Genomic DNA, 20,847 nt, shown 5'->3' with positions numbered 1-20,847 from the left:
CTGCTAAATGCAAATGAGTTTTATATGCTTCCTCTTGGTTTTTAGAGCGCGAATCGGTTGCTATAATATTAATGGTTGCCTGTTTTTCTGGAATTTCATCAATACCAAAAGACACAGCTACTCCATAGCGAAGGCAAATTCCTGCTATTTCTGCAGCACCCGTTAAATCATCTGCAATTACAGTTATCATTAACTTTTATGTTTTGCCATTATAATAGCGTAATCAATTGCAACCAACATAGCATCCGCAGAAGCAATCCCTTGACCTGCAATTTCGAATGCAGTACCATGGTCTACAGAGGTTCTAATAATTGGCAAACCTAAAGTGATGTTAACGCCTTTAACGCTTTTCATGGTTTCTTTTTCATTATCCCACTTAAAACCTTCTAATTTAAAAGGAATATGACCTTGATCATGATACATAGCAATACAACCATCAAACTTACCTTGTACTGCTTTTACAAACATGGTATCTGGTGGAAAAGGACCTTCTACATGATAGCCTAATTTAACTGCATCTTTAATTGCAGGGATAATTTCATCTACTTCTTCATCACCAAATAATTGATTTTCACCTGCATGCGGATTTAATCCTGCAACAGCAATTCTAGGTTTTTCAATACCAAATTTTTTGCAGGCATCATCTAACAAAGTAATTACTTCAAACACACGATCTTTTTTACATAAATCACAAGCTTTACGCAAAGAAACATGTGTACTTACATGAATAACTCGAAAGTTTTCGTCTGCTAAAAGCATTGCAAACTTTTTGGTATCTGTATAATCCGCATAAATTTCTGTGTGTCCAGAATATTTATGACCTGCTTTATGAATTGATTCTTTATTGATGGGTGCAGTTACAGTAGCATCAATTTGATTGGCCAATGCTAATTCAATATTTTTTATTACAGCTCCAAACGCTGCTTCACCTGCCATTGCTGTAACAACACCAGACTCTAATTCTTTATGATTTACATTTTTTAAATCGAAAACATCTATTGTTCCAAATTCAAATTTGGCATCATTTACATCTTGTATTGCATTAATTTTTAATGTTGATTTTAATGCATCAACTTCATTTTGCATTGTTTGTGCATCGCCAACCACCAAAGGGCGACAGCGCGTATATAAATCTTTTAATGCTAATGTTTTTATGATTATTTCTGGGCCAATCCCTGCAGGATCCCCCATAGAAATTCCTATTTTTGGTATCATTTTATAGTAATTTTTTATAGATATTTATTGCATCTTCTCTAGTTACTTCTTTCGGATTATTTTTTAATAATCTTGTAACTTTCATTGCTATATCTGCTAATTCTGGTAGCGCATCTTCAGTTACACCAATATCAGTTAAAAGCTTTGGGATATTACAAGAATTAGATAATTCTTCAATTTTTTTGATTCCAGCAATTGCAATTTCTTCATCACTTCCTTGCTTTGTTATTCCCAAAGCGCGAGCAACTTCTGCATGCCTTTTTGGATTTGCTGATAAATTGAAACGTAAAACTTCTGGCATTAAAATAGCATTCGATAACCCATGAGGAATATGAAATTTACCACCTAAACCGTAAGACAAAGCATGAACAGCTGAAGTGTTTACGGGACCTAAACATAAACCACCATACATAGAGCCTAAAAGCATTGCAGAACGCGCTTTAATATTAGCTCCGTTTTTGTATGCTTCTTCTATGTTTTCTGCAATAAGTTGAATCCCTTTTAAAGCGTAAATATCTACAGTTGGGTGTGCAAATTTATTTGTATAAGCTTCTATACAATGAGATAATGCATCAATTCCTGTTTCTGCAGTTAGTTTTGCAGGTAAAGAAACTGTTAAAACAGGATCTAAATAACATGCATCTGGCACTAAAAACGGACTTATAATTCCGCTTTTAGCTTGCGTTTCTTCATTTAATAAAATAGCATTTGGAGAAACTTCACTACCTGTTCCAGAAGTAGTTGGCACACAGATTAATTTTGCTTTGCGTTTGTTTAAAAAACCAATTCCGACAACATCTTCTAGTTTTTGAGAGTTGTTAATAAGTGCTGCTAATAATTTAGCACAATCTAACACACTACCACCACCAACACCAATAACACAATCTGGATTAAAAGCTTCATTCTCTTTTAATAATTGATTAAATTGATGAAAAGTTGGTTCTCCTAAAAATTTATATTCTACAAGTTGAACCTCTTTATTTTTTGATTTAATATTTTTAACTGTTGCACTTAAAGCATCCAATAAAGGTGTTGCAACTAAAAATAGTATTGTATTTGAATTCAATAAAATATCTTCTTCGGAAAGGGACTTTATAATCCCTTCACCAAACGCAATTTTTTGAGGTTGTAATAATGTAATAGAATTCATTTCTATGTAATTGTTAAATTTGATTTTTCTCTTTTAATTTGAAATATCCATAAATGGTCAATTCGTCTTTTACTTTTTCTGATTTAAAGAAAAAACTTGCAAAATAACCAACTACCAAAACTATTAAGTGACTATACACACCTAACATGTATTTATGATGCGGAAAATTATATTTGCCAAAATCAAGAATTAAAGAATCTCCAATTTTTGTAGTTGTTAAAATAGCATATGCAGTAAATGCTACACAAACAGCAATACCAACATGTAAACCTTGTTTATTTGCTCTTTTAGAAAATAATCCTAAAAGAAAAATACCCACAATACCCGCTGAAAAGATAGCGTATAATTTAAAAACGACACCTAATACACCTTGACCACTCCAAGCAGCATATAGTAATGCTACACCTGACATAGAAACTCCTGCAAAAAGCACTAATAAACGCCCTACAATTAATCTTTGTTTGTCTGTACAATTTGGGTTAAGTCTTTGATAAAAATCTTCTACACCAATGGCTGCTAAACAATTCATATCAGAATCTAAACTAGAAACAGCAGCAGCAATTAATGCAGCTAACACCAATCCTACAGCACCGACTGGTAATTCTGTACCAATAAAATAAGTAAATACTTGATCTGATGTCATTCCATCTGGTAAAACCACTCCTCCAGAATTGTAAAAAACAAATAATAAAGACCCTATTAACATGAATAGTGCCCAAACTGGTACACTTGCTAAAACACCTATGTAAGCTGCTTTTTTAGCATCTTTATCGTTCTTTGCTGCTAAATACCTTTGAACAATCGTTTGATCTGTTCCGTATTTTTGAAGTGCATAAAAAGCACCATTAATTACCAAAACCCAAAAAGTTAATTCTGAAAAACTAAAATCGTATGGCCCAAAATCAATTTTTTTCATTGAAACGGCTTCATTTAACATAAAACCGGCTCCTTTTTCTGAACTAAATAGCAATACACCAATACATAGTAAACCTCCACCAATTAATAAAAAACCTTGAATTACATCCATCCAAATAACAGCTTCCATACCCCCTAAAAGCGTAAGAATAATTATAATTGCTGTTAAACATAAAATAAATGTAGTTACATCAATTCCTGTTAGTGTTGCGAGAGCTAAACTTACCAAATACAGAACAGTTCCCATTTTAGAGAAATGAGTTAGTATAAAGGCAATAGAACTGTACATTCTTGCAAACGGACTAAACCTGCGCTCAAAATACTCGTAAGTACTTAGTCTTATTACTTTTCTAAACAAAGGAACAATTACCCAAATTAATCCCACTAAAACAATCGGCACCATGAGCCCTTGTACTAACAAAATCCAGTTAGATTTATATGCTGCTGCAGGATACGCTAAAAAAGTAACGCTACTTATTAAGGTAGCAAATATTGAAATACCAATAGCCCATGCAGGTATTGTTTTACTTCCTGAAAAATATTGATCGGAACTTTTTTGTCTATTTGCAAAATAAAATCCTGCACCTAAAGTAAATACTACAGAAATAATTACAATAATAATATCTACCCAATGAATATTTACCATAATAGTTTTGGTTTTATTTATTCTACCTCCGTTAAAGGTGGCATCATAGTGTTATTACAGAGTCCTTTTTTGCTCATTAAAAATTTTAAAAAAGCTAAAGATTCTCCTAATGTTTTATCTTTTTGGTATTCTTTTGCAACCTCATTTGTTTCTAGTTGCCATTTTTCACAATTTTTCCAATCTTTATTTAAAGCTGCATCATATAATGATTTGTACATTTCTGGAACATAATTTCCTGTACTTGGCACAATACCATCTGCACCTAACTTTAAGCTCCCAAAACTTTGGGCTCCCCATCCACAGAAAAAAGAAAAATTAGGATTTTCTTTGTAACTGTTAATACAAATCTTCATACGTTCTTCATCTCTTTCCGAATCTTTTAAACCCCAAATATTTGGATGTTTTGAGAGTTCTTTAACAACTTCTAAAGGAATAGACATTTGTGTTGTTGCTGTGATATTATACATCATTACTGGACCAGAAATTTTGTCTGCCAGTGATTGATAAAAAAGTAACATTTGATTTGCAGATAAACCATAATAAGATGGCAAAGTTGCCACAACACAATCTGCACCTAAAGCAATATATTTATTTCCTCTTTGAATTAAATCATCAACTTGATTACCAACCAAACCAACATAAATATTTTGATTGCTCCCTTTTGCTTTTGCAGCTACTTCTACCAACTTAAGACTCTCTAATTCATTTATCGAACTAGACTCCCCTGTTGTTCCTAAAACCAAAGGATGAATATTATTTTTTTCAAATAACTTTACGATACGCTCAACAGCAACAACATCTATTGAAAGATCTTTATTTAATGGTGTTACCATGGGTACAACTACTCCTGAAAAACGTTTTTGCATATTTTAAATTTATAATAAAGCATTCTAAAATGCTATCTGCAATATTATTAATTTAACAATAATTCGCTGTTATTTTTGAGCGTTGACCGATTGTGTAAAATTTTGTATTGATAAAAACAAATAAAAAAAAGACATGCATTTAAGCATGTCTTTCTTTGTATTTTAAAAATTAGCATGTAAAAATTAGTCCACTAATAGTTTTAATGATTTTTGACCTTCAACTGTTTTTAAAGTTGTTATATAAAGACCAGCTTTCATATTAAAATTAGTATCTTCATTTGTAGTAAACTCTCTTAATAGAGCACCTGTAATACTAAAGATTTTTACTTCTGTTTTAGAAGTTACATTAGAGATATATACTCTGTTTTTAGCAGCTCTAATATCTGTAGAAATTGAACCTAGATTTTTATCTGTAGATAAAGTTTTTTTGAAAACTCCGTTTTCGTAAATTTTAGTTTCAAGACCTGCACCTAAAGAAACATCAACTTTACCTAAATAAATTCTGTAAACTCTTATTGTACCACCTCTATTTGCAATTCTATAAGCACCTGCATCTACTGCTTGAAATTGCATTACTCTAACTGCCTCATCACCAGTATCAGCTCCATCAATTGGTCCATTAATATCACCAAGACCAGCACCTTTATCCTCTATTCTTACTGGGACTCCAGTACCACCTAAAGTTTCAAAACTAAAATAACCTGTTTTAAACCCAAGAGTTCCATCTCCTTCAATATCTGTGTACTGCCCAGAACCTACAACAGTTACCCATTGCCCAGCATCTAAGTTTATACTAAAACCTCTATATCTTCCAGCTTCTCTGTATCTTTTATCTCCTGGTGTTGTAAATTGTATACATCCTGGAAATAATTCTTTATCCATACCATCAGGCATTGTAGTACGATTATCGTAACGCGTAATGTCATTTCTAGTTGTATAAATTCTATCACTATTACTATCTCTGGCGAAAACTAGATCTACAGCACCATCTAAATCTGTTAAATTTTTTGGTTTTGTGTATTCACTACCTCCACTTAAAAGTGTACCCCCAGGAGGTGTTGGTGCAGAACCTTTAGACGTTATTTGGAAATTTCCACTAGCATAATTCGCATTAAAAGTAGCATCATAAATTGACTGAACACTCTGCCCATCTTCATTTTCAAAACCATCATTAGGAGTCTGTTCAACTCCATTTTCGTCTGTATAAATTATTTGACGATTATAGTTAGCAAAGGCATTTAAATAATCTAAAGGCAGTAAGTTATCGAAACCAGCACCTAATTCTTTAGCTCCAAAATCCCAATATTTGACATTTTGAGCATTGTAAGTTGCCGTAACAAAAAACATTGGTAAAATTAAAAATAGTAATTGTTTTTTCATTTATATATATTTTAAATTAATAATATTTGTTTATTACACTTTAAAAAAAATGTAACATTTGCAATAATCCAAATAGATTATAAAATTACAAAAATCATGTATTATTCATGCATATATTTGTGCAACGGTCAATTATATAAATGTGATTGTTTTCATAAAGTTCTTAAATATTTCTTTATCATCGAAGTTAATCATCAAAATAAACTATATTCTTTGTTAGAAAATTGTTTTAACATTCAGAAACAATCAGGCTTTCTTGCATTATCAATTCAGTTTTGTATCATTTTTTTAATTACCATCATAAATTTCAAACCCCATAATTGCTAAAATTCATTTTAAAACTACAAATATGAAATTTTATTAGAATATCAATTTAAATGTCTTCTAATACAATCTTATTCTATAGAATTAATAAATTTTAAAATAAAAACGAAGTTTAAGCTCTAAATCTTTTATTTTTAGCCTCACAAAATGATAAATATTGGATTATGCTTTTTATATTTTTCTTAAAAGTATGCATTATTTTCATTTGTTATTTACCATTAAAATTATTTATCCCAAATGATTATTAACTGATTTAACTTATTGATTTTAAACCAACAAACATCTCTCTAAACTCTAACACCACAGGCAATGAAATGAAAAAATCTATTTTAATATTTATCTTATTTTATGTAATTGTACTCTCAAATGCTCAAGTTAAAGAAGACCTTTGGCTAGTAGACAATCTTACTGAAATAGGCGGTTATGATGTTGAAGTTATTGGTAATCCTAAAATTATAACAACTTCTATTGGAACTGCTGTTGAATTCAACGGAATTAATGACGGATTAATTATAAACAATAGTCCTTTAGCAGAGGCAATAGAGTTTACGGTTGAAATTCTTTTTAATCCTTATTCTGATGGAGGTGTTGAGCAACGATTTCTCCACATTCAACAAGATAACGATAATAGAATTTTGATAGAGTTAAGAAACAACTCTAATGAAAATTGGAGTTTAGATACGTTTATAAAATCGGGAAATTCAAATAAAACTTTATTAGACTATTCTTTTGTACATCATTTAAATGCATGGCATCATGCAGCTTTAGTTTATAAAGAAGGAAATATGCAACATTTTGTAGATGGTAAAAAAGAGTTAGAAGGCACAGTAAACTATAAAGTTGTAAATTCTGGACAAACATCATTAGGGGTAAGACTTAACAAAGTATCTTGGTTTAAAGGTGCTATTCATTCCTTAAAAATTACGCATAAAGCACTTAATCCTGATGATTTTATGGAAATAGCAAAAACTTTAACCGTACATAAAACTAAAGAAAATGTTATTGTTAGTAGCTTTTACCCCAACCCAATTATATCTGATTGTCTTTTAAATTATGAATTGTTATATGCTTCTAAAGTTGCTATTAGTTTATATGCAATGAATGGCGTAAAAATCTCATCACTTTTTTCAGGTTTTAAAACTAAAGGAAATCACGAATTAAAATTAAATTTTGAAAGTTTAACCTCTGGTGTTTATTTTGTGGAAATAAATTCTGGTCGAGAAAAATCAATCCAAAAAATTATTGTTCTTTAAATTAAATAAATTGAAATTTATCCATAAAATTTAGGAAACGAATGCGAACAATCTTGTAATTTTTAAAAATAATGATGCCAATACTCATTAAAAAGCTAGGTTTTTTTTACCAATATATTTAAAAACAGGTCAACACAGTAAAACCTAATTTGAAATTTCTGAGCTTCGATTTTTTTAGAAATTATCAGGTAATGGTGCCAAAATAGTTGGTAATTTTCATAATACATTAAACAAAATAGCTACCAAAAAAGAATTCGGTTTACGCCTTAAACTCCTCAGTATAATATGTTGTTGCATCTTGCAAAAGCATTTGCATCTTATTAATTTCTTGATTCGTTCTTAAATCATCCCAATCTAAATACATTTTACTATCATTCAGAATAACATCTAAATATTGGGTAACACTATCGATATCAAAATATAATCTTCCAGTTCTGCGTACAAAAAAATCTGAAATACTATTGGTCATCTCAAAATGTATGGTGTACCAGAGTTCTGCTCTCAAACAATTTTTTATCAAATTTTTACCACTAAAAAAATCTAATTTTTGTAAAATATGCCTGCTGTTTTTTCCATATGTTGTTGTTAAATACCAAGCATAATAATGTGCTTGTTCTTGTAAAAAACCTTTATCAATCAATTCTTTTTCAATTTCTTGTTGATATTCTTCAACTTCTTTTGATGATGTTAAACTTGGTGTTACCAAAGCTAATTTTTCCGTAATTGACTTTTTTAATTTCTTTTTTCTTTTTTCAGGAATTGTTTCGAGCACCTTATCAATAACGCGATGTGCCATTTTTCGATATCCTGTTAACTTTCCTCCAGCAATAGAAATTAACCCACTATCAGCTATAAAAATTTCATCTTTTCTAGATAGTTCTGATGGATCTTTACCCTCTTCATGAATTAATGGTCGTAAACCAGCCCAATTCGATTCGATATCATCCATTGTTAAATTGATATTAGGAAATACATTATTGGTAGCTTTAATTAAATAAGCTGCATCTTCTTTGGTTGCCACTACTCGATTTAAATCTCCATGATAATTGGTGTCAGTGGTGCCAACATATGTGCACCTGCCTCTTGGAATGGCAAACACCATTCTACCATCATCAACATCAAAATAAACAGATTGTTGGATAGGTAATTTTTGATGTGGAAAAACAAGATGAACCCCTTTGGTTAAATGTAAGTATTTATTGTTGATGGAATTGTCTTTCTTTCTGATTTTATCTACCCAAGGCCCTGCTGCAGAAACATAATTATAGGCACTAATGTTTAGTTTTTTACCCGAATTGTAATCGATACATTGCAAACTTTCAATTTTACCAGAAGTATCATACACAAACGATTCCATTGCTACATAATTGATTATAGTTGCTCCAAATTCTGATGCTTTTTTTAGCAACTCAATGGTTAATCTTGCATCATCAGTTCTATATTCCGCATAATAACCACCACCTAAAACTTGATTTTTATTTAGTAGTGGTTCTTTTGCTAAAGTTTCTTTTTTATCTAGCATTTTTCGACTATCCTCACCACCTACATTTGCCAATAAATCATATACTTTTAAACCTATGGAAGTCATAAATTTACCATAAGTACCATCTTCGGTTAAAGGCAACAGCATTTTTTCTGGTAACACCAAATGTGGTGCTAATTGATGTACAATGGCTCTTTCTGAACCAGATTCACGAACCAAACCAATTTCAAATTGTTTCAAATATCGTAAACCTCCATGAATTAGTTTTGTGGATTTATTGCTAGTACCTGATGCAAAATCGTTTTTTTCGATAAGACAAACATTCATTCCTCTTGACGAAGCATCTAAAGCAATACCTGCGCCTGTAACTCCACCACCAATAATGATTAAATCAAACGAAGTAGTACTCATTTTTTTCAGTTGCTTTTTACGATCTAAAACAGAAAAACGAATGGATTTTTTAACGTCTTTTCTCTTTGAAGATGTTCTTGTTTTCTCAACTGCTTTTAACCAACCTTTTACTTTTTTGGTACGTTGTTTGTTTTTCATCTCAGGATAAAAAACCCGCTCCACTTTTCGTAAATCATCTATATTTTCTTTTTTCCAAAAACCACTTTTAATTCCGGCTAAAAGCGCAGCACCAAAAGCAGTAACTTCTAACATTTTTGGTCTGTCTACAGTAACATTTAAAATATCTGCCTGAAATTGCATTAAGTAATTGTTAGCACTTGCACCACCATCTACCTTTAAGGTTACCATTTCTTTACCAGCATCTTGCATCATAGCAGCAATAACATCACGAGTTTGATATGCCAAAGCTTCTACAGTAGCCTTTATAAGTTCTTCTCTACCAGTATCTAAGGTCATTCCGTAAACACTTCCTTTGGCTTTAGCATCCCAATAAGGAGCACCCAAACCTGCAAAAGCTGGCACTACATAAACATCTTTTAAAGACGGAATGCTAGTACAAATTTGTTCGGTATCTGAGGCATTATCTATCAATTGCATTTCATCTCTAAGCCACTGCACAGCTGCCCCACCAACAAAAACACTACCTTCTAAAGCATAATTTACAGGTTCATTTGCCAAACTGCAGGTAAGTGTAGTGAGCAATCCATTTTTAGAAACTATTTGTTTTTGTCCTGTATGCAACAATATAAAACAACCTGTGCCATACGTGTTTTTTGCAATGCCAGATTTAAAACCTCCCTGACCAAATAAAGCTGCTTGTTGATCGCCTGCTACTCCAAAGATGGGAATTTTGATTCCATTATAAGTGATTGCCCCAAAATTTGATGACGATTTTTGAACTTTAGGAAGCATATTTTTAGGAATGCTTAATGCGTTTAATAAGGTATCATCCCAATCTAGTTTTTTGATATTATAAAGTAGAGTTCTTGAGGCGTTTGTATGATCTGTAAAATGTTTTTTGCCATTTGTAAATTTATAAATTAACCAACTATCAACAGTCCCAAAACATAATTGACCTGCTGTTGCTTTTTCTCTTGCCCCAGCTACATTGTCTAAAATCCATTTTAGTTTTGTACCCGAAAAATAAGCGTCTATTACTAAACCTGTATTTTCTTTACAATAATCAGTTAAACCCTGTTGTTGTAAGTTAGTGCAAATCTCAGTAGTTCTTTTATCTAACCAAACTATAGCATTGTAAATGGGTTTTCCTGTGTTTTTATCCCAAACTACGGTAGTTTCACGTTGATTGGTAATTCCAATAGCATCAATTTCTTCAGGATGAATATTTGCTTCTTCAATAACTTTAAAAAACGTTTCTTTTTGATGCTTAAAAATCTCTTCAGGATCGTGCTCTACCCAACCTGATTTTGGATAATATTGCGTTAATTCTTTTTGAGATAACTTTACAATTTCTCCTTGTTGATTAAAAATAATTGTCCTTGTGCTTGTAGTACCTTGATCAAAAGCAACTATGTATTTTTTTTTCATCCCCTTAAAAATCTATTGGATGAATATACGATAATAGAATAAAATAAGTATTTCTATTTGTTTAAGTTTTTTTTGATTACAACAAAAAATCCAGCTAACGCTGGATTTTAATTTATTTCATTTTTTGAAGATTGGCAACTTCTAAGTTGGTAAGCTCCCTCCATCTACCTCTAGGTAAATTCTTTTTAGTTAATTCTGCAAAAATTACACGATCTAATTTATTTACTTTATAGCCCACGTGCTCAAATATTTTACGTACAATTCTGTTTCTACCAGAATGAATTTCGATACCAATTTCAGATTTTGGTTCGCCATTAATGTAAGAAACAGCATCTATAAACACCTTTCTACCTTCTATAATTACCTCACCCCTTAATTTTTCTAAATCTTTTAAATCTAACTTTCTATCTAAAGAAGCATGGTACAATTTACGGACATTATGTTTTGGGTGTGTAAGTTTTTTTGCCAAATCGCCATCGTTAGTAAACAACAATAAACCTGTTGTATTTCTATCTAATCTACCTACTGGATAAATGCGTTCTTTAGAGGCATTCGCAATCAATTCCATAACCGTTTTTCGCCCTCTATCATCATCCATAGTGGTTATGTAATTTTTGGGCTTATTAAGTAATATATATCTTTTTTGTTCTGGTGAAATTGCGGTTCCGTCAAAACGAACTACATCATTAGGTTGCACTTTATAGCCCATTTCTGTAACTAATTTTCCATTTACCTCAACACTACCATGTTCTATAAACGTATCTGCTTCTCTACGTGAGCAAATTCCTGAATTGGCGATATATTTGTTTAAACGAATTCCTTGAGAATCGTCTGATTTTTTTGCAGGTGTAGCTTTTTTGTAATCCTTTTTTACAGGTTTTCTACTTAAAGGTTTTACTTTTTTTCTGTTTTGAGGCGTACTTTTTTTACCTTCTTGTCGTCTTCGCGACGAGTTTTTATTTGATTCCATTTTTAAAATTTTGGCAAAGGTAAATAAATCGAGGCTTAATTCAATTTATTGATTACTTTTTCTAAAATCAAAGAAGTATCAATAAACACTAAACAGAATACACCTACTAACAATAACAATTTTAGAATGTTATGCAAAAAACGGTATTGGTTTCTTTTATTAGATTTCCAAAGATAAAATCCTACAAATATTAAAGTAATTAAGGCTACATAAAAGTAATATTTCATATAACTTAATTCTGGATACTCAAATAAAACTACCATTGGAAATAAGGTTAAAAAGAGCAATAACAAACTTAATTGTTTTGTTTTTAACTCTCCATAAGCTACTGTAAAGGTTTGATAATTGTTGGCTAACGCGCCTTTAATATTTTCTAAATCTTTAATTAATTCTCGCACCATAATTACCAAAAACAAAAAAATAGCATGTACAAAAATAATTTTTGAGAAGTTTTTGTAATACACAAAAATGGCAAAAAATGGCAAAATAGTAAGTATGGTTGCAGAAATTAAGCCCATGAGAGGCATTTTTTTCAATTTGTGCGAATAGAACCAAATTCCGAAAATATAAACCGCAAAAAATAATGCTGCTTTCCAAGACACCAAGAACCCGAAAACAAAGCCTAAAAAATTTAAGGTAAAATAAAGCGATAATTTTGTTTCTTGCTTTACGTAGTTATCAATTCCTGTTTTTAAAGGTCTGTTAATTCGATCTACTTTACTATCGTAAAAATTATTGATGATATAGCCAGACGCAATAACGCAAACTGAAGCTAAAACAATAAAAAACAAATTAACATCTAAAATTACGTTTAGCGCATCATCTTCTGAAGAAAAAATAAAGATAGATGCCAAGTATTGGGCTAAAACTAATACTAAAATATTATAGCCTCTTATCACTGAAAATAAGCTCAGTATTTTTTTTAGAAAAGTCTTCTGTTTTGAAAAGCTCATAATATAAGTTTAGAATCTGTATACCAACTCTAACTTATAATCTTTTAAGCTTTCTTGTGCTTTTGTATAATCTTCTGTAAAGCCTAAAATATAACCACCACCACCAGAGCCACAAAGCTTTAAGTAATAATCGTTTGTAGTTATACCATTAGCCCAAACTTTATGAAAAGCGTCTGGTATCATAGGTTTAAAGTTTTTTAATACCACTTTAGACAAACTTTTTACGTTAGAAAACAGTGACTTAACATCGCCTTGTAAAAAGTTTTCGATACAAGCATCTGTATGCAACACAAATTCTTCGCTTAACATTTTTCTAAACCCTTCGTTTTTCATCTTATTCATAAAGATGTTCACCATCGGTTCTGTTTCGCCAATTTGTTCAGAATCTAGTAAGAAAACGGCTCCTTTTCCTTCTTTTTGCGATGGAATACCTGCAGGCTCTAAATTATCTTTTGAGTTGATTAAAATAGGCAAACTTAAATACGAGTTTAAAGGATCTAAGCCAGAGCTTTTACCATGAAAAAACGACTCCATTAAACTAAAAGTTGCTTTTAGTTTTAGTAATTTTTCTCGCGTTAAATTTTCTAAAACCGTAATTTTATCAGTAGCATAGTTATCATAAATAGAAGCCACTAAAGCACCAGAACTACCAACTCCATAGCCTTGAGGAATCGAAGAATCAAAATACATTCCGTTTTCTAAATCTTGCTTAAATTCCTCTAAATTAAATGTCACTAAATCTGAATCTAAACTCGCAATATATTGGTAATATTTGTATAAGTTTTGGTTAGATTGTAAAGCATCACCCTCTAAAAGCTCTGTAGTTTTTAAAGCTCCTCTGTAGGTATTAAATGGTATTGCTAAACCTTTAGAATCTTTTATAATTCCATATTCTCCGAAAAGTAAAATTTTAGCATAAAAAAGTGGTCTTTTCATAGTGTTGTTTAGTGAGTTACAAAAATACTGAAATTTTATGTTAAGGAATTGTTATTAATCATTTTTATAAAAAACTTTCCAAATACCAACCTTATTTCCTTTATGATATCTTCCTTTTTTAAAAATTTTGCCTGTTTTGTAAAATTCTTTCCAATTGCCTTCTCGCAAACCATTTTTGTATTTGCCAACCTCTTTTAACTCCCCAGTATTGTAATATTCAGTAAAAACACCATCAAGCTTTCCATCAACATAAAATACTTTTCTGTAAAGAGTTCTTGTTTTATAAAAGTAAGAAACACTGCCTTTTAATGTATGCCCTACTTTGTAATATAGTGCATTATCTCGAGTGGTTTCTTTTAAGTTTTGATCTAACCAGATGGTTTCTTGTGGTGTAAATGACATCGACAAAAAACATAGTAGCATCAAAAGAATTAAGGATGATTTTTTCATATAAAATCTTGTAATTGTTTCGCTCCCAAACCTGTAGCATCACAAATATACTGATTTTTCTGACAGTACTTAGCCAACACTTTAGCTATAAATTGATTCACTTTTTCTTTCTCTTCTAAAGGATACAAAACATGCACGTTAGCCCCTGCATCTAAGGTAAAACAGATATTACTATTGTGTTCTTTTCGAAACTCCCAAATTGTATTGATAATTTGTAAGGTATTTGGTTTCATCAAAATAAAATATGGATTACTAGTTAGCATCATTGCATGCAAGGTTAACGCTTCACTTTCTACCAAATTGATAAATGCAGCAATATCTCCATTTTGCAAAATAGTTGCCATTTTACTTAAATTATCATTGGCTTGCTGAAACCGATTTGCTGCATAAGGATGATTGTGCATTAAGTTATGCCCAACTGTGCTTGATACTTGTTTCTCGCCTTTATCAACCAATAAAATGGTGTCTTGATAGTTTTCAAAAATGGGATGAACCTTGTATGGAAATGGCACTCCAAACAAATCTGAACTTCCTTTAATCTCTGGATGATTTCCCCAAACCACTAATGGCCCTTCTATACTTCTACTAGCAGAACCTGAACCTAACCTTGCCAAAAAAGAGGCTTTTTTATTGATAAATTCTTTCGATAAATTTGGATTTAATGCTTTTTCTAAACTCATTAAACACATGGCAATTGCACTTAAACCACTTGCAGAAGAAGCAATACCACTTGAATGTGGAAAGGAATTTTCGGAATGAATCGTCATTTGATATTCAAAAATATACGGACAGTATTCTTGTATTCTTATAAAAAATGATGCTATTTTGGGCTTAAATTCTTCTTTTTCTTTGCCTTCAAAAAACAAATTAAAATCAACTTCTTTGAGGAAAGCTGAATCAAGTTCAGCTTGACATTTGCGTGTAAAATCAATTTTAGTTTTAGTATGACAATTATTTAACGTAAAACTAATTGAGGCGTTTTTTGGAATTTGAGGATCGCTTTTTCCCCAATATTTTACCAAAGCAATATTGCTTGGAGTTTGCCAGGTATAAGAAGCTTTGTCAACAAAAACTAAATCGGATTTTACTAAAAATTGAGCTGTGTTCAAGGTATCTAAATTTATTACAAAGATAAAGTTTCAACTACAATCTTGCTAATTTTTGCAAAACCCTTTCTTTATAACCGCGACTTATGGGCAGTGCTTTTTGTTGTATTTCAATAAACTCGTTAGTGTAAGAAATTATTTGGTGCAACGAAACAATATAAGACCTGTGAATTCTTAAAAATATATTTTGGGGTAATTGTTCTTCTAAATTACTGATGGTTTCTCTTGTAATAAATGTAGTTTCTGGGGTATAAATTTTCACATAATCACTTAAACTCTCTATATATAAAATGGAATTAAAATCAATTTTAACCATTTTTCTGTCTGCTCTAACAAAAATAAATTGGTTAGATTCTTCTTCTTTTTTTATAGGTTTTACTTTCTCTACGGCTTGCAAAAAACGATCAAACGAAATTGGTTTTAATAAGTAATCTGCCACTTGTAAGTCAAAACCTTCTACAGCATAATCTCTGTAGGCAGTTGTAAAGATAATTTGAGCTTTTTTACTTATGATTTTTGCCAAACTCAACCCAGTTATTTCTGGCATATTTATGTCTAAAAAATAAACATCTGCGGTATTATCTTGCATAAAAACCAACACTTCAGCAGCATTTTTACAACTTTTAATTAACTCTAAATTAGGAATTTTATCAATATAAGAAGTTAATATTTCTCTTGCCATGGGTTCATCATCCACAAGAACACATTTTACATTATACTTCATTTTTTATGGGGATTTTTAAAGTTACTGTAAATAATTTTTCATCTTGATGAATGTTTAACATACTATGGTTTTGATATAACATTTCTAATCTTTTTTGAATGTTTTGCAAACCAATACCTTTTTTAGAAGTTTCTTTTATTTTAGCGGAATTTACCACTTGCAAATGGAGGTGTTTTTCGGCTAGCATCAAATTAATTTTTACTTTCAAGATACCATTATTTGGTGTACCATGTTTAAACGCATTTTCTACAAATGGCAGTAGTAACATTGGTGGAATTTGTAAGTTATCATGAATGGTTTCTATAAAAAAATCTACTTTTAATGTGTCTTGAAATCTACTTTTTTCTAAAGAAATGTAATTTTTAATATGATTGATTTCATCTTGTAAAAACACCAAAGGTTTATCAACTTGATATAAGATATAATCTAACAATCCAGATAATTTTAAAATCATTTCTGGTGCTTTATCAGACTTTTTTAAGGCAAAACCATATAAGGTATTTAAGGTATTAAACAAAAAATGCGGATGAATTTGCATCTTTAAAAATTGCAACTCCTGTTCTTTTAGCTGCAATTGAGTTTGTAAAAACTTGTTTTCTAGGGTTTTATTTTCTTCTAAAGATTCAAAATTATGCTTTAAAATTTTGAATGCACTTGCTAAAACAATAATTAATAAAACACAAACTAAAATTACACCTGAATTCTTGGTTAATCCCGGCATTTTTTGATATTCTAAATTATAAAAAAACACAAAACCAAAAACTACCGTCATTAATACCGCACAAACTATAAAAATTACTGAATAAAAAGTGTATAATGCAAAAAGTTGATGTTTTTTAACAATTAAAAAATTAGGAATTAAATGATATACAAATACATAAGAAGAAACGATTGAAATAATACTTAACAATGTAGAAAACCAAAATATAAAGTTTTTGTTTGTAGAGCCTACACTAAAAAAACTAGAAAAGAAAAACCACACCACAACCCAAAAAAGAAGATGTAAAAAGGCTTTCTTTAAAATTTTAATAATTATTTTGGTCATCTTACAAATTAACTCATTTTATAATTTATTTAGAGTAAAATATAGACGAAATACTAAATTAAGTAGCGATTCTACTGTTTTTAAAAAGTAAATTCTAAAAACAACAAATTTGTTAAAACCAGATGAAAATTGGCATTTAGTCGCTAAATTATTTTTTAAAATAGTATTACAAATATTTTAGCAGCATAATCTTAAAACACTTATTATGAATTTTATTTTAGATGGTGGACCAATTTTTATGGTGCCTTTATTAGCTTTATTAATTGTTATTATTATTTTATTCGCAAAAGGATTAAAAAATAACACAGAAAAAACTCTTAAACTCATTAATTCTTTAGCTTTATTTTCTTTTGTATTTGGAGTTTTAGGTTTTGTAATTGGTATGTTAGGTGCTTTAGATGCTATAGCTGAAATAGGAGGTGACATTGCACCACAAGTTTTAGCTGGTGGATTTAAAGTTGGTTTACTCTCTCCTACTTTTGGAATGGTTATTTTTTTAATAGGAAAATTGTTTACCATTATTTTAACTTCAATAAAAAAATAAATTCAATTTATTCTTTTCATTAAAAAGCATCATTTCTAAAATTAGAAATGATGCTTTTTTGTTTGTATTTTTGTTGATGATGAAATCATCGAAAGTCTTTTTATTATTAAATGGAGAAGTGCCTACAAAACTTCCCAACCTATCTAAATATGATTTGATCTGTGCCACTGATGGCGCTTATCAATATTTACAAAAAAACAAGATAACTCCTGATTTTATTTCGGGTGATTTTGATTCTTTAGGAAACACTCCTGATGATGTTGAAGTAATTGAAACTCCGAATCAAGATTATACCGATTTCGATAAAATATTACAGATTTTATTTGATAAAGGTTTTTATGAGATTGATGTTTATGGAGCAAGTGGAAAAGAACAAGACCACTTTTTAGGCAACTTACACACAGCAATTCAATGGAAAAGTAAATTAAAACTTACTTTTTTTGACAATTATAGTCGTTATTTTTTGGCGGATAAAAACATCAAAATTAAAGACTGTAAAAACAAGATGATATCGTTACTTCCTTTTCCTGAAGCTAAGCAAATTGTTACACGCGGATTAAAGTATCCTTTAAACAATGAAGCCTTAGTTTTTGGTAAACGTATTGGAATTAGAAATGAGGCTATTGAAAATCAGGTTACTATCACTTTTGAAAGTGGAGCATTATTTATATTCATAAATCATTAAAAAATGAGTAGCAAAATAAAATTAGTATGGGATTTTAGAGGTCCAGATGCAGCTGCAACTGCAAAACATCATACCATACATTTAAAAGAATTTGCAACTTTAGAGAATTTATCTTTTTATGAGATAAACATTAAAGAAAACAACCCAATGTTATTTTCTGCTTTTATTACTGTTGATGAAAAAGACATGAAAATTTATAGAGATGCTTTAAAACCTCATAGAGGAGAACTTGGATGATATAATGTTTTTTTTGTTTTTCTAAACTTAAAAAACCAATTTTATTTTTGAAGCTTATTTTTAAAAATTACTTCCATTTTATACCACAACCAACACTTGGTTTTTGGTTAGCTATAACTGGTTTGTTTTCTAACAAAACATCTAAAGCATTTCTGATATCTTTACCTGTAACTGGTTTTCCATTACCAGGCCTAGAATCGTCTAATTGCCCATGATAAACAGCTTTTAAATCGGCATCAAACACATAAAAATCTGGTGTGCATGCAGCATCGTAAGCTTTGGCTACTTCTTGTGTTTCATCATACAAATACGGAAAAGGATATTGGTTTTCATGTGCAACTTTTTTCATTAAATGAGGAGCATCTTGTGGGTAATTCTCAATATCATTAGCACTTATCGCAATACAATTTATACCTTTAAAAGCATAATCATTTGCTAATTTTACCAATTCTTCATTCACATGGATTACAAACGGACAATGATTACAAATAAATAGAATTACAGTTCCTTTCTCTCCTTTAAGATCGGTTAATGAATAGATTTTATCATCTATGGTATTTATCAATTTAAAATCTGGAGCTTTAGTTCCTATTGCAAATTCATTTGATTCTGTTCTTGCCATTTTGTTTATTTTTTAATTCGTGATTCTTGTCTCTCGGTTCTTTATTCTTTTTTGTTGATTCGTAGTTCTTGGTTGTTGGTTTTTGGCATTTTATTACATTTTTCACTCTTCTGCCAAAGCGTTTGCACAAATATAACCACCTGTCCAAGCATTCTGAAAATTAAATCCGCCTGTTACTGCATCAATATTTAAAATTTCTCCAACAAAAAATAAGTTTTTATGGAGTTTGCTTTCAAAGCGTTTAAAATTAATTTCTTTTAAATCTACACCTCCTGCTGTTACAAATTCGTCTTTAAAAGTGGTTCTTCCATTGGCATTATAAATTCCTTTTGTTAATTGATTTGCCAAATTTTGTAGTTGTTGATGATTTAAATCTGCCCAATTTTGAGTTTTTAAAATATCAGCAAACAACACAAAACGTTCCCATAATCGTTTTGAAATTTCTACAAAAGGAGATTTTAAAATTACTGTTTTTCTAGGCTCTTTCTTTTTTAAATTCAATAAAACGTTAAATACTTTTTCTGTTGGTCTAGACAACCAATTTACCTCCACATTATACTGGTAATTTTTATCAGCCAACAATCTTGCACCAAATGCAGATAATTTTAACACTGCTGGACCACTCATTCCCCAATGTGTAATTAACAAAGGTCCTGAAGCTATTAGTTTTGTATTTACAATTTTTACAATTGCATTTGGCACTGATATTCCTAATAAATCAACTAACCTTTGATCATTAATATTAAACGTAAATAAAGATGGCACTGGTGCAATTATAGCATGATTTAATGTTTTACAAAGGTCCCAAACTTTTTTTGAACTTCCAGCTGCAAAAACAACTTTATCTGCTGTAAATGTTTGTTGTTTTGTGTTGATAAACCACTTTTTATCTTGTTGATAAATCTCGGTTACTCCATGATTTGTTAACACTTTAATTTGTAACTTATCAACAGCTTTTTGAAAACAATCTATAATAGCTTGACTTGTATTTGCTTCAGGAAAAACACGGTTATCATCTTCGATTTTTAAAGGTACTCCTCTTTGTTCAAACCACTCAAAAGTATCTCCTGTCATAAATTTATGAAAAGGTCCTAACAACTCTTTTTTTCCTCTTGGATAAAATTCACACAAATCTTTAGGAACAAAACACGCATGGGTTACATTACAGCGACCACCTCCAGAAATTTTTACTTTTTGTAATACATCTTTCCCTTTTTCTAGAATTGTAATATCTAAATCTGGGTTCTTTTCCTTCGCGTTTATGGCTGTAAAATAACCTGCTGCACCTCCACCAATTATAATTATTTTTTTCATTTTTACAAAACTCTCGACTGCGTTCGAGGAGACATTTAACAAGTTTGTCATCAGGTCCAACGCAGTTGAA

At 30.5% G+C, this 20,847-nt stretch carries 20 protein-coding genes; 4 read left to right on the top strand and 16 right to left on the bottom strand.

What is annotated here, in order from left to right; all coding sequences use genetic code 11:
- The 6 genes from ACTG3V_RS10060 to ACTG3V_RS10035 form a co-directional block, all read right to left on the bottom strand.
- A partial coding sequence (locus ACTG3V_RS10060) for a four-carbon acid sugar kinase family protein (RefSeq protein ID WP_439132036.1) occupies positions 1 to 190 on the bottom strand: 190 nt, incomplete at its 3' end.
- Positions 190 to 1,215: a 4-hydroxythreonine-4-phosphate dehydrogenase PdxA gene (gene pdxA / locus ACTG3V_RS10055; protein ID WP_439132035.1), complete on the bottom strand. Its 1,026-nt coding sequence runs from the start codon at positions 1,213 to 1,215 to the stop codon at positions 190 to 192. The genes pdxA and ACTG3V_RS10060, both read right to left, overlap by 1 nt.
- Before the next feature lies 1 nt (position 1,216).
- Positions 1,217 to 2,365 (bottom strand): iron-containing alcohol dehydrogenase, encoded by a 1,149-nt coding sequence (locus tag ACTG3V_RS10050; RefSeq protein ID WP_439132034.1) that lies wholly within the window; start codon positions 2,363 to 2,365, stop codon positions 1,217 to 1,219.
- Between the two features lie 13 nt (positions 2,366 to 2,378).
- Positions 2,379 to 3,926: a sodium:solute symporter gene (locus tag ACTG3V_RS10045; protein ID WP_439132033.1), complete on the bottom strand. Its 1,548-nt coding sequence runs from the start codon at positions 3,924 to 3,926 to the stop codon at positions 2,379 to 2,381.
- Positions 3,927 to 3,943: 17 nt separating this feature from the next.
- Positions 3,944 to 4,792, bottom strand: a complete 849-nt coding sequence (locus ACTG3V_RS10040) for a dihydrodipicolinate synthase family protein (RefSeq protein ID WP_439132032.1) — start codon at positions 4,790 to 4,792, stop codon at positions 3,944 to 3,946.
- Between the two features lie 183 nt (positions 4,793 to 4,975).
- Positions 4,976 to 6,172, bottom strand: coding sequence for a T9SS type A sorting domain-containing protein (locus tag ACTG3V_RS10035; RefSeq protein WP_439132031.1), 1,197 nt, complete (start codon positions 6,170 to 6,172; stop codon positions 4,976 to 4,978).
- A gap of 638 nt (positions 6,173 to 6,810) precedes the next feature.
- Between ACTG3V_RS10035 and ACTG3V_RS10030 the strand changes: the two genes are divergently transcribed.
- On the top strand, positions 6,811 to 7,749 hold the full coding sequence (locus ACTG3V_RS10030) for a LamG-like jellyroll fold domain-containing protein (protein WP_439132030.1): 939 nt from the start codon (positions 6,811 to 6,813) through the stop codon (positions 7,747 to 7,749).
- Between the two features lie 259 nt (positions 7,750 to 8,008).
- Here ACTG3V_RS10030 and glpK read toward each other — a convergent pair whose 3' ends face one another.
- The 8 genes from glpK to ACTG3V_RS09990 all read right to left on the bottom strand — a co-directional run bounded on the left by glpK (position 8,009) and on the right by ACTG3V_RS09990 (position 17,375).
- Entirely contained in the window at positions 8,009 to 11,191 is a 3,183-nt protein-coding gene (glpK, locus tag ACTG3V_RS10025) for a glycerol kinase GlpK (RefSeq protein WP_439132029.1), read from the bottom strand.
- A 112-nt stretch (positions 11,192 to 11,303) separates the two neighbouring features.
- A complete protein-coding gene (locus ACTG3V_RS10020) occupies positions 11,304 to 12,161 on the bottom strand; it encodes a pseudouridine synthase (protein WP_439132028.1) in 858 nt (285 codons plus the stop codon).
- Positions 12,162 to 12,196: 35 nt separating this feature from the next.
- Positions 12,197 to 13,114 carry a geranylgeranylglycerol-phosphate geranylgeranyltransferase gene (locus ACTG3V_RS10015; RefSeq protein WP_439132027.1) on the bottom strand — a complete coding sequence of 306 codons (918 nt, stop codon included), beginning with the start codon at positions 13,112 to 13,114 and terminating at the stop codon, positions 12,197 to 12,199.
- Between the two features lie 9 nt (positions 13,115 to 13,123).
- Complete coding sequence (locus tag ACTG3V_RS10010; protein ID WP_439132026.1) at positions 13,124 to 14,050, bottom strand: mevalonate kinase family protein; 927 nt, start codon at positions 14,048 to 14,050, stop codon at positions 13,124 to 13,126.
- A 54-nt stretch (positions 14,051 to 14,104) separates the two neighbouring features.
- A complete protein-coding gene (locus ACTG3V_RS10005) occupies positions 14,105 to 14,500 on the bottom strand; it encodes a toxin-antitoxin system YwqK family antitoxin (RefSeq protein WP_439132025.1) in 396 nt (131 codons plus the stop codon).
- The gene (locus ACTG3V_RS10000; protein WP_439132024.1) at positions 14,497 to 15,609 is read right to left on the bottom strand and encodes a diphosphomevalonate/mevalonate 3,5-bisphosphate decarboxylase family protein; all 1,113 of its coding nucleotides are present in this window, start codon (positions 15,607 to 15,609) and stop codon (positions 14,497 to 14,499) included. The genes ACTG3V_RS10005 and ACTG3V_RS10000 overlap by 4 nt, the downstream gene beginning before the upstream one ends.
- 34 nt (positions 15,610 to 15,643) lie before the next feature.
- Positions 15,644 to 16,330 (bottom strand): LytR/AlgR family response regulator transcription factor, encoded by a 687-nt coding sequence (locus tag ACTG3V_RS09995; RefSeq protein ID WP_439132023.1) that lies wholly within the window; start codon positions 16,328 to 16,330, stop codon positions 15,644 to 15,646.
- Entirely contained in the window at positions 16,320 to 17,375 is a 1,056-nt protein-coding gene (locus ACTG3V_RS09990; protein ID WP_439132022.1) for a sensor histidine kinase, read from the bottom strand. The genes ACTG3V_RS09995 and ACTG3V_RS09990 overlap by 11 nt, the downstream gene beginning before the upstream one ends.
- A gap of 205 nt (positions 17,376 to 17,580) precedes the next feature.
- On the opposite strand from ACTG3V_RS09990, the gene ACTG3V_RS09985 reads away from it, so the two are divergent.
- From ACTG3V_RS09985 to ACTG3V_RS09975, 3 genes are all read left to right on the top strand, one after another.
- The gene (locus ACTG3V_RS09985) at positions 17,581 to 17,919 is read left to right on the top strand and encodes a MotA/TolQ/ExbB proton channel family protein (protein WP_439132021.1); all 339 of its coding nucleotides are present in this window, start codon (positions 17,581 to 17,583) and stop codon (positions 17,917 to 17,919) included.
- A gap of 79 nt (positions 17,920 to 17,998) precedes the next feature.
- Positions 17,999 to 18,604 carry a thiamine diphosphokinase gene (locus ACTG3V_RS09980; RefSeq protein WP_439132037.1) on the top strand — a complete coding sequence of 202 codons (606 nt, stop codon included), beginning with the start codon at positions 17,999 to 18,001 and terminating at the stop codon, positions 18,602 to 18,604.
- 3 nt (positions 18,605 to 18,607) lie between these two features.
- Positions 18,608 to 18,841, top strand: coding sequence for a hypothetical protein (locus ACTG3V_RS09975; protein ID WP_439132020.1), 234 nt, complete (start codon positions 18,608 to 18,610; stop codon positions 18,839 to 18,841).
- A 67-nt stretch (positions 18,842 to 18,908) separates the two neighbouring features.
- Here the strand turns inward: ACTG3V_RS09975 and ACTG3V_RS09970 are convergent, their stop codons facing one another.
- Positions 18,909 to 19,463: a thioredoxin family protein gene (locus ACTG3V_RS09970; protein ID WP_439132019.1), complete on the bottom strand. Its 555-nt coding sequence runs from the start codon at positions 19,461 to 19,463 to the stop codon at positions 18,909 to 18,911.
- A 102-nt stretch (positions 19,464 to 19,565) separates the two neighbouring features.
- The gene (locus ACTG3V_RS09965) at positions 19,566 to 20,777 is read right to left on the bottom strand and encodes an NAD(P)/FAD-dependent oxidoreductase (RefSeq protein ID WP_439132018.1); all 1,212 of its coding nucleotides are present in this window, start codon (positions 20,775 to 20,777) and stop codon (positions 19,566 to 19,568) included.
- Between the last annotated feature and the right edge of the window lie 70 nt (positions 20,778 to 20,847).

Origin of the sequence: Polaribacter sp., from assembly GCF_965660385.1 — a bacterium.
Taxonomy (GTDB): Bacteria; Bacteroidota; Bacteroidia; order Flavobacteriales; family Flavobacteriaceae; genus Polaribacter.
The sequence above is the reverse complement of the archived record's forward strand: the minus strand, read 5'-3'. Positions and strand labels throughout refer to the sequence as shown.

What these genes read in the sequence shown, in the direction of transcription:
- ACTG3V_RS10005 (WP_439132025.1), bottom strand. Translation starts at nt 14,500, where the DNA reads ATGAAAAAATCATCCTTAATTCTTTTGATGCTACTATGTTTTTTGTCG.
- ACTG3V_RS10035 (WP_439132031.1), bottom strand. Translation starts at nt 6,172, where the DNA reads ATGAAAAAACAATTACTATTTTTAATTTTACCAATGTTTTTTGTTACG.
- ACTG3V_RS09980 (WP_439132037.1), top strand. Translation starts at nt 17,999, where the DNA reads ATGAAATCATCGAAAGTCTTTTTATTATTAAATGGAGAAGTGCCTACA.
- glpK (WP_439132029.1), bottom strand. Translation starts at nt 11,191, where the DNA reads ATGAAAAAAAAATACATAGTTGCTTTTGATCAAGGTACTACAAGCACA.
- ACTG3V_RS10030 (WP_439132030.1), top strand. Translation starts at nt 6,811, where the DNA reads ATGAAAAAATCTATTTTAATATTTATCTTATTTTATGTAATTGTACTC.
- pdxA (WP_439132035.1), bottom strand. Translation starts at nt 1,215, where the DNA reads ATGATACCAAAAATAGGAATTTCTATGGGGGATCCTGCAGGGATTGGC.
- ACTG3V_RS10020 (WP_439132028.1), bottom strand. Translation starts at nt 12,161, where the DNA reads ATGGAATCAAATAAAAACTCGTCGCGAAGACGACAAGAAGGTAAAAAA.
- ACTG3V_RS10010 (WP_439132026.1), bottom strand. Translation starts at nt 14,050, where the DNA reads ATGAAAAGACCACTTTTTTATGCTAAAATTTTACTTTTCGGAGAATAT.
- ACTG3V_RS10045 (WP_439132033.1), bottom strand. Translation starts at nt 3,926, where the DNA reads ATGGTAAATATTCATTGGGTAGATATTATTATTGTAATTATTTCTGTA.
- ACTG3V_RS09975 (WP_439132020.1), top strand. Translation starts at nt 18,608, where the DNA reads ATGAGTAGCAAAATAAAATTAGTATGGGATTTTAGAGGTCCAGATGCA.
- ACTG3V_RS09965 (WP_439132018.1), bottom strand. Translation starts at nt 20,777, where the DNA reads ATGAAAAAAATAATTATAATTGGTGGAGGTGCAGCAGGTTATTTTACA.
- ACTG3V_RS09985 (WP_439132021.1), top strand. Translation starts at nt 17,581, where the DNA reads ATGAATTTTATTTTAGATGGTGGACCAATTTTTATGGTGCCTTTATTA.
- ACTG3V_RS09990 (WP_439132022.1), bottom strand. Translation starts at nt 17,375, where the DNA reads ATGACCAAAATAATTATTAAAATTTTAAAGAAAGCCTTTTTACATCTT.
- ACTG3V_RS10040 (WP_439132032.1), bottom strand. Translation starts at nt 4,792, where the DNA reads ATGCAAAAACGTTTTTCAGGAGTAGTTGTACCCATGGTAACACCATTA.
- ACTG3V_RS10015 (WP_439132027.1), bottom strand. Translation starts at nt 13,114, where the DNA reads ATGAGCTTTTCAAAACAGAAGACTTTTCTAAAAAAAATACTGAGCTTA.
- ACTG3V_RS10050 (WP_439132034.1), bottom strand. Translation starts at nt 2,365, where the DNA reads ATGAATTCTATTACATTATTACAACCTCAAAAAATTGCGTTTGGTGAA.
- ACTG3V_RS09995 (WP_439132023.1), bottom strand. Translation starts at nt 16,330, where the DNA reads ATGAAGTATAATGTAAAATGTGTTCTTGTGGATGATGAACCCATGGCA.
- ACTG3V_RS09970 (WP_439132019.1), bottom strand. Translation starts at nt 19,463, where the DNA reads ATGGCAAGAACAGAATCAAATGAATTTGCAATAGGAACTAAAGCTCCA.